Genomic DNA, 15,720 nt, shown 5'->3' on the forward strand with positions numbered 1-15,720 from the left:
GTGAAGACAATGGATCCACTCACAACAAGTATTGAAGCCAATTGGTCAGAATTTCTCACGCTTTTGAGCGAAGTGATGCAGATTGCAAGCGTCAAAGGTGAGCCGGCGCCCCATGCGCCTTATGGCAAGGGACCACGAGAAGTGTTAGCATACGTCATGGAAAAAAGCGCAGCATACGGGTTTCAAACAACGGTCATTGATGATGCGATCGGCTATGCCCATTGGGGACCAACGGATACCGACTATATCGGTGTGTTAGGACACTTGGATGTCGTCTCGGCAGGTTCTGGCTGGAGCTACCCACCGTTTGCACTAACTGAAAAAGACGGCAACTTTTATGGCCGAGGGATCTTAGATAACAAAGGCCCGATCATCAGCTGTTTGTTTGCCATGAAATTATTGAAAGACCTTGGTCATCAACCGCAATTACCGCTGCGGATCATTTTCGGTACAGATGAAGAAAGCGGCATGTCGGATATTCCGCATTATCTAGCGGTTGAGCAGCCACCGCATTTTGGTTTTACGCCAGACTGCAAGTATCCAGTGGTTTACGGCGAACGAGGTGTCGTCAATGTGCAACTTGATTTTCCATTGCCCGTCCAAGAACAGCAGCTGTTAGCTGCGTTTTCTGGCGATCAATTCCGCGATCATGTGCCAGACCACCTATCGGTAACCGTAGGCAGCCAGTCCTTTGAAGCACTAGGCAAACGCTCCCCTAGCAATGCCCCTGAGCTAGGGGACAATGCCATTACAAAGCTTGCGCAGCAAGCGGCACCGCAACTGGCGGCGACACCGTCATTGCAAGCAGCTTTGCAGTGGATCACCCAAAGTTTTCACCAGCAGCACTATGGCGAAGGCATTGATTTGGTACTAGAAGACGCTGATTCAGGAAAATTGATCTTGACTCCTGTGGTTCTCCAAAAATCCGCCAGTGGACTAGCGTTAGAAGTGGCCTTTCGCTATCCTGTATCGGTAACGGAGGAACAAGTGCTCGCTGGGGTGCAAAAGGCATTGCCAAAAGGGGCAAGCCTTACGATCCTTCGCAGCATTCCAGGGTTCTGCCGATCAAAAGATGCCCCCGAAATCCAAACGCTATCGACGATCTATCACCAAGTAACGGGCAATGATCCAACCCCCGTGACCACTACAGGAGCAACCTACGCCCGCAAGATGCCAAACATCCTTGCTTTTGGTCCGTCTTTTCCAGGGCAAAAAGGGATCGCTCATAACCAAGATGAGTACATGGCGGTTGCCGATCTACGGATGAATCTTGAAATTTATCTGCGCAGCTTACAAGCACTGACAAAATAAGCGAAGACACGAACGAAGAAGAGTTTTTCCAATTTTTTTGAGAAACTCTTTTTTTAGTATAGACATAGTAGTATATACCGTATAGAATATACTTGAAAGCGCTATGAAAAATGGAGGGATATTTATGTGGGGAATGATTGCTACATGGCGGATGGCACACGATGGCGTGCTCGCTGCTAAAGCAATATTAGAGCAACAAGGCTCCTGCCAAGATGCAGTAGAAACAGCCATTAAAGCAGTGGAAGATTATCCATTTTATAAATCGGTGGGGTATGGCGGACTACCAAACGAAGAAGGCGTGTTGGAAATGGACGCTGCCTTCATGGATGGTGATACCTTCAAAATTGGTGCCGTCGCTGGGATCGTCGATGTGGAAAATCCTATTTCCGTGGCACGCAGCCTAAGTGAGGAGAAATTCAATAGTTTTCGGATCGGCCAAGGAGCGGTCGCTTATGCGCTTGCCGAAGGATTCCAGCCCAAAGAGATGCTGACACCGCGAGCCAAAACCATTTGGGAAAAGCGCAAAGCAGAGATCGCTGCCAACAACCTCGATCCCTATGACGGCCACGATACAGTGGGAGTAGTTGCGCTGGATGAACACCAAAGCATGGCAGCAGGAACCTCTAGTTCTGGTTTATTTATGAAAAAAAGCGGTCGTGTTGGCGATTCACCTTTATCTGGTTCTGGTTTTTATGTGGATAGTGAAATCGGCGGTGCCGCTGCCACAGGGTTAGGGGAAGACTTGATGAAAGGCTGCCTTTCCTACGAAATCGTCCGTTTGATGGGAGAAGGGCTAGCACCGCAAGAAGCATGTGATCAAGCCGTTTACGACTTTGAAGCGCGATTGAAGAAGCGCTACGGCAAAGCTGGCGCCTTCTCGCTGATCGCCTTAGATAAACAGGGTCGCTGGGGGGTGGCAACCAATGTAGAATTTACCTTTAGTGTCGCAACCACCAATCAAGCGCCTGCTATTTTTATGGCAACGCCAGGACCTGAGCAGACAACCGTGATCGAACCCATCACGAAAGAATGGTTGGAGGCTTATGAAAAACGAATCAAAGCGCCGGTCTAACAACCGCGATTGAGAAAAACAAACATTGGAGGAATGGATATGGCAACGAAAAAAATCTATTTGTTTTGTGAAGCTGGAATGTCAACGAGTATCATGGTAAATAAAATGATGGAAGTCGTCAAAAAGCACAACATGCCTTTGACGATCGAAGCATTCCCTGCAATCCATGCAGAAGAAAAAGTCGAACTAGAAAAACCAGTCGCTATTTTGTTAGGTCCACAAGTACGACACTTAGATAGCAAAATGAAAGCAACTTTCGAGCCAATGGGGATTCCAGTCGGCACGATCGCGACAGAAGCATACGGCATGATGGATGGCGAACGAGCGTTGAAAGATGCCTTAAGCTTGATCAAAAAAGCCAAAGCAAAGTAATAAAAGTGTTGGAGTAACAGGGGACTACGTGTTATCTGCCAGATAGCACGCAGATGGGAGGAAGAAAAATGCAGAAATTTTTAAACTGGTTAGAAAAAGTGTTAACACCGATGGCAAAGACGATCGGTGAAAACAAATACTTGATTGCGATTCGTGATGGTTTCTTATTATCCACACCGTTGTTGATCGTGGGTTCACTCTTTTTAGTCTTGACCAATTTTCCGATTCCAAATTGGAACGAGATGATGAGCAGTTTGCTGGGAGACAACTGGGCAACGATGTTGAATATGCCAGCAACAGCCAGCTTTGACATTATGACGATTTTAGCCGTTGGTGGGATCGGGTATAGTTTGGCAAAACAGTTTAAAGTTGATGCCATGCAAGCAGCCATTATTTCACTCGTTTCTTTTTTTATCGTGACACCATTTACGACCGTTTTCACACCAGAAGGCTCTACGGAAGTATATGAAGTTGGCAGCCTGCCATTACGATGGATGGGTTCTAGCGGTTTGTTCTTAGGGATGGTCGTTGCCTTGATTTCCACCAGAATGTTTGTTGCGTTATTACGCAAAGGGTGGACGATCAAAATGCCTGACGGTGTTCCCCCAACTGTGGTGAAATCCTTTGAGGCATTGATCCCCAGCTTTGTGATCGTGACGGTTTTTATGATCGCCAACTGGTTAGCCAACTTGACGTCTTATGGCAATCTGCAAGAGATCCTCTTTAAGTTCTTACAGACACCGTTGTTAAGTTTAGGAAATACTTTAGGTGCCATGATCATAGCCTACCTATTTTTGCATTTTTTCTGGTTCTTTGGGATCAATGGTTCCAGTGTGGTCGGCGCTGTCTTCAACCCTATCTTACGGGCATTATCTATTGAAAACTTAGATGCTTTCAAGAATGGCGCAGAAATTCCTAACATCATCACCGGTCAATTTCAAGACATGTTCGCGACCTTTGGTGGGGGCGGTTCGACGGTATCTTTGATTTTAGTCATGATCTTAGTCTGTAAAAGCCAACGGGTCAAAAAACTATCACAGTTATCGTTGATTCCAGGTATTTTCGGGATCAATGAACCCATCATCTTTGGGTTACCGATCGTCTTGAATCCAGTTCTGCTGATTCCTTTTGCTTTAGTGCCAACGATCAATATTATTATCTCTTACTTCTGTATGGATCTTGGGTTAGTCAACTATACCAATGGAATTCAACTGCCATGGACCACACCACCGATTATTTCTGGTTTCTTAGTCAGTGGTTGGCAAGCGTCCGTGTTACAAGTCTTGTTGATCCTCTTAGGAATGGCTATTTATTATCCGTTTATCAAAGTCTTAGATAATCAATATCTAAAAGAAGAAGCGGATGCCGTTGAACAAGAAGAAGAGGAAATCAATTTTGATGATTTCGATTTTGATGATCTATAAGAAAAGAGGCACCGCTCATGAAAAAAATAATTTTGATTCTCAATCATGTCACTGCAGGGATGGGAAGTGATGAAAATGCTCAGTTGCCGCCAAGCGGCAAAAAAGCTGCCCTTGGTCCAGGTCGAACCTTGAATCCACTTTTTCAAGAGCAAGACGCACAAATCGTTGCAACGCTTTATTGTGGTGACCAATATTATCACGAGCATCAAGAAGAAGTGAATAAAAAATTTGTGGGGTTTGCTAAAAAATTTGACGCCGATGCCGTTCTTTGCGGACCTGCGATGCATTATCCTAATTTTGGCGAAATGGCAGCAGGATTGACGAAAGTATTCAATGCGCAAGGAATTCCAGGGGCTGCAGCGATGTCAGAGGAAAACCCAGCAGTGGCAATCTATGCCAAAGACATCTATATCTTGAAGATGCCGAAAAAAGGCGGAATCGGATTGAATGATTCCTACAAAAAGATGGCGCACGTTGTTTCCCAGCTTGCCCACGGGAAGCCTCTAACAGAAGCAGACCAAGAGGATTTGTTTTAAAGAGAAAGACGATCAGCGATGGCTGGTCGTTTTTTTGTCCTCGATAGACACTAATAGCCATTGAAAGAAGGGCAGAATACTAGAGGGAGTATACGGCAATCTTAGATAAAATAGTAGAAGGAAGAGTGATTTTTTTCAAAAGTGAACAAAAAGTTTTTTAACCTATTGTTCAACTTAGCACATGACATTTTTCTTAATAAAAACCGAAACTTTTGTCCACTTCTTTTCCTTAAAAGTTCTTGAAAACGCTTAATTTAAAGGGAGTTTAATAAAACTGTGAAAAAAATCACAAAAACTATTTACAAACGAAAAAAGATGTTGTATGATCTGTATGTGAAGTAATTAACAAACAAAACATGTTTAAAAACTAGGAGGACATACAATGGCTAAGACATTGGAAAAAGAAGTGACAATCGACGTACAAGCAATGATTGACGATTTAGCAACGAAGGCAAATGTGGCGTTAAAAGAAATGGAAAGCTTTGATCAAGAAAAAGTGGACCACATTGTTCATGAAATGGCAATGGCAGCATTAGACAAACATATGCCTTTAGCTAAAATGGCAGTAGAAGAAACTGGCCGTGGTATCTATGAAGATAAAGCGATCAAAAACATGTACGCTTCAGAATATATTTGGAACAGTATCAAACATGACAAAACAGTCGGCGTGATCAATGAAGACAAACAAAAAGGCTTGATCGAAATCGCTGAACCAGTTGGTGTCGTTTGTGGGGTAACACCAACAACCAACCCAACATCTACAACGATCTTTAAAGCAATGATCGCTTTGAAAACACGTAACCCGATCGTTTTTGCTTTCCACCCATCTGCACAAAAATGTTCAGCAGAAGCTGCACGTATCGTTCGTGATGCAGCCATCGCTGCTGGGGCACCTGAAAACTGTGTGCAATGGATCGAACATCCATCAATCGAAGCGACTGGCTTATTGATGAACCACCCAGGAATTGCGATCGTATTAGCAACTGGTGGCGCTGGCATGGTCAAAGCAGCATACTCAACTGGTAAACCTGCATTAGGTGTTGGACCAGGGAACGTACCTGCATATATCGAAAAAACAGCGAAAGTGAAACGAGCAGTCAATGACTTGATCGTATCAAAAACTTTTGATAACGGAATGATCTGTGCCTCTGAACAAGCAGTGATCGTTGATAAAGAAGTCTATGCCTCTGTGAAAGCAGAATTTGAAGCACATCAAGTCTATGTTGTAAAAGCAAAAGAATTACAAAAACTTGAAGATGCCGTGATGAACGAAGGGAAATATGCCGTAAATCCAGCAATCGTTGGACATTCAGCAATGGAAATCGCGAAATTAGCAGGCATCAACGTACCAGAAGGAACAAAATTATTGATCGCTGAACTTGACGGTGTCGGTGCTGATTACCCACTATCAAGAGAAAAACTTTCTCCAGTTTTAGCAATGATCAAAGCAAACAACACAGAAGACGCGTTCGAAAAATGTGAAGCAATGCTTGATTTAGGCGGATTAGGCCATACAGCGGTGATCCACACTGAAAACGAAGACTTGCAATTAGCATTCGGCCTACGCATGAAAGCTTGCCGTATCTTAGTTAATACACCATCTGCAGAAGGTGGTATCGGAAATATCTACAACGAAATGATTCCATCATTGACACTTGGTTGTGGTTCATACGGGAAAAACTCTGTATCACGAAATGTTTCTGCTGTGAACTTGATCAACGTGAAAACTGTAGCGAAACGGAGAAATAATATGCAATGGTTTAAATTGCCACCAAAAATCTTCTTTGAAAAGAACTCTCTAATGTACTTGGAGAAAATGGAAAACGTTGAACGTGTCATGATCGTTTGTGACCCTGGTATGGTTCAATTCGGCTATTGCGATACGGTTCGTGAAGTACTTGCTCGTCGTAAAAATGACGTGAAAATCGAAGTCTTCTCTGACGTAGAACCAAACCCATCAACAAACACCGTTTACGCTGGAACAAAAATGATGGTTGATTTCAAACCAGATACAGTGATCGCCCTTGGTGGTGGATCAGCAATGGATGCTGCCAAAGGCATGTGGATGTTCTATGAGCACCCAGATACTTCATTCTTCGGCGCGAAACAAAAATTCTTAGATATCCGTAAACGGACATACAAGATCGACAAACCAGAAAAAACGCAATTCGTTTGTATCCCAACAACGTCTGGTACTGGTTCTGAAGTAACACCATTTGCGGTTATCACTGACAGTGAAACACACGTGAAGTACCCATTAGCTGATTACGCATTGACACCAGATGTTGCAATCGTTGACCCTCAATTCGTAATGTCAGTACCTGCTTCTGTTACAGCAGACACTGGAATGGACGTTTTGACTCATGCGATCGAATCTTATGTGTCAGTAATGGCATCTGATTACACTCGTGGATTGAGCTTACAAGCAATCAAGTTAGTCTTTGACTACTTAGAAAAATCAGTGAAAACACCTGATATGGAATCTCGCGAAAAAATGCATAATGCCTCAACAATGGCAGGTATGGCCTTCGCCAATGCATTCCTAGGTATTTGTCACTCAGTAGCCCACAAAATCGGTGGTGAATATGGTATTCCTCACGGACGTACAAATGCGATTCTTTTACCGCACATCATCCGTTACAATGCCAAAGACCCACAAAAACATGCAATGTTCCCTAAATATGACTTCTTCCGTGCCGATACAGATTACGCAGACATTGCGAAATTCTTAGGTCTTAAAGGCAAAACAACGGCTGAATTGGTTGAAGCATTGGCAACAGCTGTTTACGAATTAGGACAATCTGTTGGTATCGATATGAGCTTGAAAGCGCAAGGCGTCACTCAACAAACACTAGATACAACAGTTGATCGCATGGCTGAATTGGCTTATGAAGACCAATGTACAACAGCAAATCCAAAAGAACCACTAATCTCTGAATTGAAACAAATCATCGTTGATGCCTATAACGGCTAAACAATGAATCAAGAACACCCTGCGGTATCTTAGCTGCCGCAGGGTGTTCTTTTGTCGTCTCTTTTTTTGAAAAACAAGCTGGCAGTTGCCGCCTTTTTGCCCAGATCAGTTAAGAATGCGAAAAATAGCAAGTGAACAGGGGGGATCATAAAAAAGGAGTGGATTTCTCCACTCCGTAAAAGTCTCGCTTTTTCAGGATGTCACCAAGGCTGCTGCTTTTTTTTGCTTAAACAGATATACTCGTTACTTGCTGCCGTTTTTCTTCAAGCGTAGCATCTGGAAGCTTTGTTTTTCCAAGACGACACGCAAAATGCCGTCATTCAATTCCGCTGTTTTTCCATTGACGGGCACAACGTTGTTCGGGGTTGCTTCGGTATTGGCGGCATGCAAGTCTGGGTGGTGCAAGACTTGATGGGTAGCGATTTGCAATGAATCATATTGACGCAAGTCGCAAGTGAATTCATTGGCATCCTGCAAATCCTTATTTACTAAGAAAAAGGTCAAATAGTCATCTTCGTTTTCGATCGCAATGGCATCCACATAAGAAGCTTTTCCGTGGCTGCTATCGAAATCAGCCCCTCGAAGAATGCTATGCAACACGTGACCGCGACCATAGTTGCTGATCATTTCATAGGGATAAAAAATCGTTTGTTTCCAAGCGGCAGTATCGGAAGTCATGATCGGTGCGATCACGTTGACCAGCTGTGCCATGCAGGCGATTTTAACGCGATCTGCGTGATGAAGCATCGTGATCATCATGCTTGCGACGAGTAACGCATCTTCAAAGTGATAGACGTCTTCTAATTGTGGTGGGTGTTGACTCCAAGGTTCAATTTTTTGATCCTGTTCATTTGAGTGATACCAGACGTTCCATTCGTCGAAGGAAATATTGATCGTCTTCTTGCTTCGGCGTTTGGCTTTCACTGCATCACAGATTGCTGCGACTTGACTGATGAACTGATCCATTGCGACATTGCTTGCTAGATAGTCTTGGCTATCGCCGTTACGGTTGCCATAATATTGGTGCATGGAGATGTAGTCGACTTGATCGTAACAATGACTTAATACTGTATCTTCCCACATGCCAAAGGTCGGCATCGTGAGAGAAGAACTACCACAAGCGACGGTTTCGATCGTTGGGTCCACCAGACGCATCGCTTTGCCAGCTTCTTCTGCGAGACGGCCATATTCATCGGCTGTCTTATGTCCTTCTTGCCAAGGACCGTCCATTTCATTGCCTAGACACCAAAGTTTGATGTCATGAGGATCGGCCACCCCATGGGCACGGCGGAGGTCACTATAATAGCTGCCGCCTTTTAAATTGGTGTATTCGATCAAGTTTTTCGCTGCTTCGATTCCTCGTGTCCCAAGATTGATCGCCATCATCGGTGCCGTATTGACTTGTTTGGTCCAATCCATAAATTCGTTTAAGCCGAACTGATTGCTTTCGATTACCCGCCAGGCCAAATCGATTTTTGCTGGCCGTTGCTCTTTAGGGCCGACGCTATCTTCCCATTTATACCCAGAGACGAAATTGCCTCCTGGGTAACGGACGATCGGCACATTCAACTGCTTGATCAAGGCAGCGACATCTTGACGAAAGCCTTGATCATCGGCAAAAGGACTTTCTGGTTGATAGATCCCTTCGTACACACAGCGCCCTAAGTGCTCCACAAAAGAGCCGTAGATCCGTTCGTCGACTGGTGCCAAAATAAAGTGTTTGTCTAAATACATCGTAGTTTTCTTCAATTTTGCAACCCCTTTCTTTTCTTTTATTGTAGCGATAGTCCATGAAAATAAACACTACATTCTGTCTTATTCTATTGACGTTTTGTCCGTTTTCTTTATACTAAAGGCAAGTAGGAAGGAGTGAGAAGTTGAACGTAACCTATTCAGGATTTCAAATGCACAATGCTGTTTCCGATCATATTTATCGCCCCTCTGGCTTAAAGCATTATCTTTTCGTGTTGACGTTGTCTCCAATGGTTTTCACTTTTGAAGATGGTCATCAAGAAACTAGTGAAAAAGGTAGCTGCATTCTTTTTCCTCCAACCGTCTATCAAGATTATCGTGGCAAAGAAGATTTTTTTAATAGCTTTGTTGAGTTTCAAACGGATCAGGTGATCGAAGAAACCTATGCGATCCCTTGTAAGCAACTGTTCCAGCCGAAAAATATTCAACAAATCAACAAATTGATCCAAAAGATCAATCATGAATCCTTGTTGCCGCAACGGCACACGAAAGAATTGATCGCGGCGTATATGACAAATCTATTGGTCTTGCTTGAACGCAATTTTGAAGAAAGCATCCCGCAACCACAACACGAACACTATCAACTGTTTCAAGCGATGCGGTTGAAAATGTTAGTCAATTGCGAACAGCAATGGGATTTTTACCAGTTTAGCCGAGAGCTTTCCATCGGTAAAAGCCAATTCTATAAGCTCTATCAACAGTTTTTTCATACAACGCCCAAAGAAGATTTATTGCAAGCTCGGTTTCAAAAGTTTTTTTATTTACGCAGCAACGAAACACTAACGATTCGAGAGGCGGCGTTTCAATCTGGTTTCCAAAATATCAACCATTTTAATCGGCTCTTTGCGAAGCGCTATGGCTGTGCACCGACAAAGTACCAACAGGAGCAATAGGCAGGTCTGATCGGTAAAAACGCAGAAAAAAAGTCCGACGAATTCTTGACGGATGAAAGAGAAAACGGGACAATGTCATTAGGAGGTGGCGTATGGATACAGAAACGATCGTAAGCGAACTTTCTAAACGTTCAAGCGAATTGGAAGCGCTACAAAGGAAATTGAGTCAAAGCCAATTAATGAACAATGAAGCGGCACAAACGTTCATTTTTGACTTAAAGGATTATTTAGATAGCTTAAAGCTCGTAACGGATTTAGTACCGTCAGCGGCAACTACAACAGTGGAAGTTGACCAGTTGTCGTACGTCTTAGGTGAACAAAATCAAAGCATCCAGCAGCTGCTGGTTATTTTGGAAGAAGCCGAAGCAAATGACGACCAGCGCTTTTTCGGCAAAAGTGCGGGAGAGGTGCGGCGGATGATTGGCAGTCTGTCTGGGATCCTGGAACTAAACGGTCTGTTGCTGCAAGACAATCGTGGCTTTCAGCAAGTCATGAAGGAAACTGGACCGCTTCAGGTGACTGAAACAAAGGAAGTCTCTGAGAAAAAAGGGTTTCTCCAAAAGCTTTTTGGGAAATAAGCACTGATCGTCGATCAAAACATGAATCACTTGTACCCAAAAAACGGCACTTCACAATACGTGAAGCACCGTTTTGTGGGACAAGTATTTTTTTGCTTTTTGCCAATAGAGACAGAGGGATCAGAAGGTACCGATGCTGAAACGTTAGATCGTAATCGAACTTCTGGGGGGACATTCTTCAATCCCGTAAATCAGAAAGGTGTTTTCGGTAGCTTTTCTACTAGCATTTGTCAGTAATTTTTTGCTAGTAGCTAAGCTGAATGGTTTTTTTCTGATCCCCTTGGCTCATTGTTATTTTGTCCGCTGTGATAGTGACATCAAAGGGTGGAATCTGATCAGAAAAGGCATTGCCTAAACACGCAACGAGCCATTCCTGTTGTCCGGCGAGAACGGTTTTGCTTATTTGAGGGATGACTGTTCGACTATAAAGTAGATTCGTGTTGGGTTCTGGCATCAAGAGGGTACCTTCTTGATGCGTCGGGAGGCTTTTGATACCGACACAGCCAACCGAGCTTTGATAAAAGGTGCCTTCTTTGCTAGAAAGCGCAGCACCATCAGCTGGTGCTGCAAAGCTGCCATTGACCAGTTGCAACCTTCGATCCGTTTGAATCCGATGGTAACGTAGATGCCAAGGATACATCGGAATCACAAAGGTTTCGATAACGACCTGCTCGTAGGGACGCCAGCGACTATAGACGTAGTCATCTTCAATGGCAAAGGCTTCATAACCAAAAGCCGTTTTAAAATCCGTCTGCCCTTCTGAGATCGCCAATGTATTATCATAGGCACCTTGTTTCAATAAAACGGTTGCTTTCGGTACGCTAAACCCAAACGTTGTCGAATAGACAAACTTTTCGTATTTGGCATTGCCGTGAGCATGTTCGTGGGAATGTTGCCCCGCAGTGAAAGCTTGCAATTCTGTCCCTTCTTGGTTATGCACCAAAAGCATCCGACTATGGGGATTGCGCACCGGTGTGGCAAAGGTTGGCACCTGCTCCTCAAGCGTCCAAAATTCAGCATCCGCTGGGATGGACAATACACAGAAATTTTTGAAAGCCCAATAAGGCGATCCTGGTGCGTTATAGCCTTCAGCCATATTTAGGTTGGGGTAAGCATAGCCAATACTTAAAAAGCCTTCTTGCGTAAAGATTGGTTGGCGAAACCAGTAACGCATGTTTTGTAACAGTAAATATTTTCCTTCATTTTTTGTGAAGCCTTCATATTCTATATCGGCGAAAGCACCGACAGCAAAGAAACTTGATTGCGCAAACCGATACGTTAGACTACGACCAAAAGGCAATGCCGCACCGGTTTTCGTGAACCACTGCTTAAAGGATTGCGCAAACGTAGCGGCTCTTTGACGGTAGCTAAACTGATAAGGGCATTGGGAACGACAAGTAAGAACACTGTAAAGGAGTCCGTAGTATTGCATCCCAAAAGGAATATAATAGTCGATTTGGTTTTCATAGCCATCAAAATACCAGCCGTCTGCTAAGTAATACCTCTCGATCTCTTCTTGATCAGCCAAAAGGGTCGTTTCTAAAAAAGGCAATGCTGCCATTTCAAAGAAGGTATTAACTAAAATCCGAAAGAAGAGCCAATTGGTTTTAGGGATCGTGTGCTGATTGATCTGATTGAGCCAATCAAAGAGATTTGTTTGCTCTCTTGGTGTGAGGAGATCCCAAAAGACGGGTTTGGTAAAAATCAAATAGCTAGCAAGGGCACCCATTTCCACAAACAATTGGTCGTAGTCATGCAGTTTTCCCCAGTACTCCTGAGAGGTCGGGGTGGTGCCTGCAACGATCCCGGCATTGGCTTGTTGAAAAAGTTTTGGGTAACGAAGGCACGCTTCTTCTTGGCTGAACAATGGGCCCAATCCCCAGAGTGCCCGTAAAAAGCCTTCGACGTCACTCTTTTCCTGGGTGTACACTGCTCCTGAATTTCCTAGGTGGACCCTCCCGGGAGTTCCTTGTCGTGCCATACATTCGTATACGGGAGTGACCAGATCAACAAGGGCCTCTTCTAGATCGGTTTTGGTTCGAAGAGGGTTCTTACTTAATGCTTCTTGGAAGTTTCTCATGTAAACAGCTCCTTTTATTTGTTATTTTACTTTATTTAGTAAAATAAAGAAATGGAAACTGTTACATTTCTCGATTTTAAGTAAAAAAATAGTAAAAAATCGCTGGAAACAGTTACATTTTTTTGTCGACATCGCTATAATGGAGAAAATACGAGAGGAGCTACATGCAATGACCCAGATTTCCTTAACGATTTATGACCAAAAGCATCAAGTAAAAAAAGGCAAACGAACACCTGAAAGTGAACCTACCCTTCTTCAAGCGACGGCGGAAGACTTTGTCACGTTGGCATCCCAAGAGTATTGTTACGAGGACGGAGATAAAATCGTTGTCTCGCTCTCACGCAGTGGACAATTTGTGTGGGTCACACTCGATGAAACGCTGGCGACTACTTTGGTGTACATCAAAGGCAACGAGTGGATCTACCCCGTACATCTTAGTGAAAATGCCAAAGAAGCCGCGCCAGAAGGCCGTTTTGCTGGGAAAAGCCATTATTTGAGTGTGCGGGTAGCAACAAAAGAAGAACTAGCGGCTTACCGCAATGTCGCCTTAAACCCTCATGATCAAAAAGAATTCTTGGGTGCCTATCCGCATGCCCATGCCAATGTTGAAACAAGAGATGATGCGACGTTTTTCGCTTGTAACGCTATTGATGGTATTTTTGCCAATACGTCTCATGGCAATTATCCCTATGGCTCATGGGGGATCAATCAACAAGCAGATGCCGCTTTGACGATCGACTTTGGTCATGAGGTCCGCATCGACCAATGTGCGCTTACGTTACGGGCGGATTTTCCCCATGATAGCTATTGGCAACGAGTCACGTTGGCGTTTTCCGACGGGAGTCAAGAAATCTTGCAGACGGTCAAAAGCAGCCAGCCTCAACGGTTTTCTTTCCAGCCGCGAACGGTCACTTGGGTGAAATTGCATGAGCTGATCCAAAATGACGATCCCTCACCATTTCCAGCGTTGACCCAAATCGAAGTCTTCGGACGCTCTATTCAGGAGGAAAACGCGTGAATCCAGCAGATGTAAAAGAAGAAATTTTACAGGCGGCACAGGCTTATCTTGACACTGGTGAGATTCCCTATTTGCCTTATCAAGGCTATCAAGAGTATCTCGAATCGGGGAATCGTGTTGCCTTCGAATCCCATTATTTTGCCCGCCGACGGATGTTGGTGGTTTTAGGACTTGCTTATGAAATGGAGCGTAAGGCAGCGATCAAAGTGCTGCTGGAGCAAGTGATTTGGGAAATCTGCAATGAATATACATGGTGTCTGCCAGCGCATCTGCCGATTGTCGATGGCCAGTTTTCTTCGCAAGCGCGCCACACAGTCGATCTTTTTGCAGCTGAAACTGGGCAATCCTTAGCAGAGTTGTTTATGTTGGTTGGAGGAGACCTTTCACCAGTCATCACAGAACGAGTGTTGTATGAGATCGATCAACGGCTTTTTTTACCCTTCGAGGAGCAAACCTGGGAGTGGGAGACAAAAGAGAACAATTGGTCCGCAGTTATTGGTGGCTGTCTTGGAATGACGGCGCTCTATGTATTGCCGAAAAAAAGCGAGCGACAATTGCGGATGATCAAACGATTGGATACTGCAATGCAAAGCTATCTCAACAGCTTTGGCGAAGATGGTGCTTGTGTGGAAGGTGTCGGTTACTGGGCGTATGGGTTTGGTTATTTTCTGTATTATGCGCAATTGTTGGCAGAAGTATTGCAAGAAGATACCTACCTAAAACAGCCTAAAACCAGAAAAATTGCCGCTTTTCCTTATTACACGATGATTTCTCCAGGGCATTACGTTCCTTTTTCTGATTACTCGGCGATCGAACTGCCTAGCGGCTTGGTCAGTTATTGCTACGAGCATTTAGGCGTGGCGGTTCCCCAATTATCGGGGGTCAATCCGTTAGATTTTGATCCTTGCTACCGGTTTGCCCACATCTATCGAAATTTGTATTGGCATAACGAAGCGATCACACGAGAAACGAATGCCTCGTATCATCACTATTTTGAACAAGCGCAGTGGTTCGTTGCAAAAGATGTGCAGCAGGATCTCTTTTTTGCTGCCAAAGGGGGGAGCAATCAAGAAAGCCACAATCATCTCGATGTCGGTCATTTTGTATTAGGAACGACAGAGGAGTTGTTTCTGACGGACCTTGGTGCAGGGGAGTACACCAAAGAGTATTTTGACGAGAACACGCGCTATCACTACTTTTCCGCAGCCGCAATCAGTCATTCGCTGCCAATCATCAACCAGCACACCCAACGCCCAACAGCCGAGGAAGCAACGGTGCTGCAGGTTAATGACCAGCAATTTGACTTAGACCTCAGTGCGTTCTATCCGAAAGCAGCGGTCACTGAATACCAGCGGCGCTTCGTGGTCTCGCAGCAACAAGTAACGATCGAAGACCATTTTGTCTTTGACGAGCACCAACCAAAGAATCTGGTGGTGGAAAACTTTATTACGAACATACCACCAATGGTGCAAGATAAGACCGTTCAACTAATGACAAAAAAAGCACGCTGTGTTCTTGGTTTTACCAGTGATAAGATCCAAATACAGCCAGTCACTTATCAAGACCACCATGGTGTACAGGCACAAGCGTATTTGATCCAAGCCGAATACGCGCTTGAGCAGACAGGGGAAATCAAAACGACCATTAAAATAAAAAAAGGGTGAGAAGGATGCGGTGCTTCCTTGCAATGACGTTGATCAATGCAAGAAG

The 15,720-nt window shown here is 44.3% G+C and carries 12 protein-coding genes; 10 read left to right on the forward strand and 2 right to left on the reverse strand.

Going from position 1 to position 15,720, the window contains the following annotated elements; genetic code table 11:
* Positions 1-9: 9 nt before the first annotated feature.
* The 6 genes from IGJ44_RS02295 (at position 10) to adhE (ending at position 7,689) form a co-directional block, all read left to right on the forward strand.
* Entirely contained in the window at positions 10-1,311 is a 1,302-nt protein-coding gene (locus IGJ44_RS02295) for a Sapep family Mn(2+)-dependent dipeptidase (RefSeq protein WP_074535309.1), read from the forward strand.
* A 124-nt stretch (positions 1,312-1,435) separates the two neighbouring features.
* On the forward strand, positions 1,436-2,383 hold the full coding sequence (locus IGJ44_RS02300; RefSeq protein WP_060792619.1) for a N(4)-(beta-N-acetylglucosaminyl)-L-asparaginase: 948 nt from the start codon (positions 1,436-1,438) through the stop codon (positions 2,381-2,383).
* Between the two features lie 39 nt (positions 2,384-2,422).
* A complete protein-coding gene (locus tag IGJ44_RS02305) occupies positions 2,423-2,755 on the forward strand; it encodes a PTS sugar transporter subunit IIB (RefSeq protein WP_167826664.1) in 333 nt (110 codons plus the stop codon).
* Between the two features lie 68 nt (positions 2,756-2,823).
* Positions 2,824-4,179, forward strand: coding sequence for a PTS cellobiose transporter subunit IIC (gene celB, locus IGJ44_RS02310; protein ID WP_430606064.1), 1,356 nt, complete (start codon positions 2,824-2,826; stop codon positions 4,177-4,179).
* A gap of 17 nt (positions 4,180-4,196) precedes the next feature.
* On the forward strand, positions 4,197-4,715 hold the full coding sequence (locus tag IGJ44_RS02315; RefSeq protein WP_005232156.1) for a GrdB-related putative oxidoreductase: 519 nt from the start codon (positions 4,197-4,199) through the stop codon (positions 4,713-4,715).
* Positions 4,716-5,097: 382 nt separating this feature from the next.
* Positions 5,098-7,689 (forward strand): bifunctional acetaldehyde-CoA/alcohol dehydrogenase, encoded by a 2,592-nt coding sequence (adhE, locus tag IGJ44_RS02320; RefSeq protein WP_010748754.1) that lies wholly within the window; start codon positions 5,098-5,100, stop codon positions 7,687-7,689.
* Positions 7,690-7,932: 243 nt separating this feature from the next.
* On the opposite strand, the gene IGJ44_RS02325 is transcribed toward adhE, so the two are convergent.
* Complete coding sequence (locus IGJ44_RS02325; protein WP_167826702.1) at positions 7,933-9,465, reverse strand: alpha-L-arabinofuranosidase C-terminal domain-containing protein; 1,533 nt, start codon at positions 9,463-9,465, stop codon at positions 7,933-7,935.
* Between the two features lie 101 nt (positions 9,466-9,566).
* On the opposite strand from IGJ44_RS02325, the gene IGJ44_RS02330 reads away from it, so the two are divergent.
* Together IGJ44_RS02330 and IGJ44_RS02335 are read left to right on the forward strand one after the other, a co-directional pair.
* Positions 9,567-10,334: an AraC family transcriptional regulator gene (locus IGJ44_RS02330; RefSeq protein WP_167826665.1), complete on the forward strand. Its 768-nt coding sequence runs from the start codon at positions 9,567-9,569 to the stop codon at positions 10,332-10,334.
* Between the two features lie 92 nt (positions 10,335-10,426).
* Positions 10,427-10,912 (forward strand): hypothetical protein, encoded by a 486-nt coding sequence (locus tag IGJ44_RS02335; RefSeq protein WP_167826666.1) that lies wholly within the window; start codon positions 10,427-10,429, stop codon positions 10,910-10,912.
* 244 nt (positions 10,913-11,156) lie between these two features.
* Here the strand turns inward: IGJ44_RS02335 and IGJ44_RS02340 are convergent, their stop codons facing one another.
* Entirely contained in the window at positions 11,157-12,992 is a 1,836-nt protein-coding gene (locus IGJ44_RS02340) for a DUF2264 domain-containing protein (RefSeq protein ID WP_167826667.1), read from the reverse strand.
* A 169-nt stretch (positions 12,993-13,161) separates the two neighbouring features.
* Between IGJ44_RS02340 and IGJ44_RS02345 the strand changes: the two genes are divergently transcribed.
* Positions 13,162-14,010: a hypothetical protein gene (locus IGJ44_RS02345; RefSeq protein WP_167826668.1), complete on the forward strand. Its 849-nt coding sequence runs from the start codon at positions 13,162-13,164 to the stop codon at positions 14,008-14,010.
* The gene (locus tag IGJ44_RS02350) at positions 14,007-15,674 is read left to right on the forward strand and encodes a heparinase II/III family protein (RefSeq protein WP_167826669.1); all 1,668 of its coding nucleotides are present in this window, start codon (positions 14,007-14,009) and stop codon (positions 15,672-15,674) included. Before IGJ44_RS02345 ends, IGJ44_RS02350 begins: the two co-directional genes overlap by 4 nt.
* Positions 15,675-15,720: the final 46 nt, after the last annotated feature.

Source organism: Enterococcus sp. DIV1368d (assembly GCF_050542975.1).
Taxonomy (GTDB): domain Bacteria; phylum Bacillota; class Bacilli; order Lactobacillales; family Enterococcaceae; genus Enterococcus_D; species Enterococcus_D casseliflavus.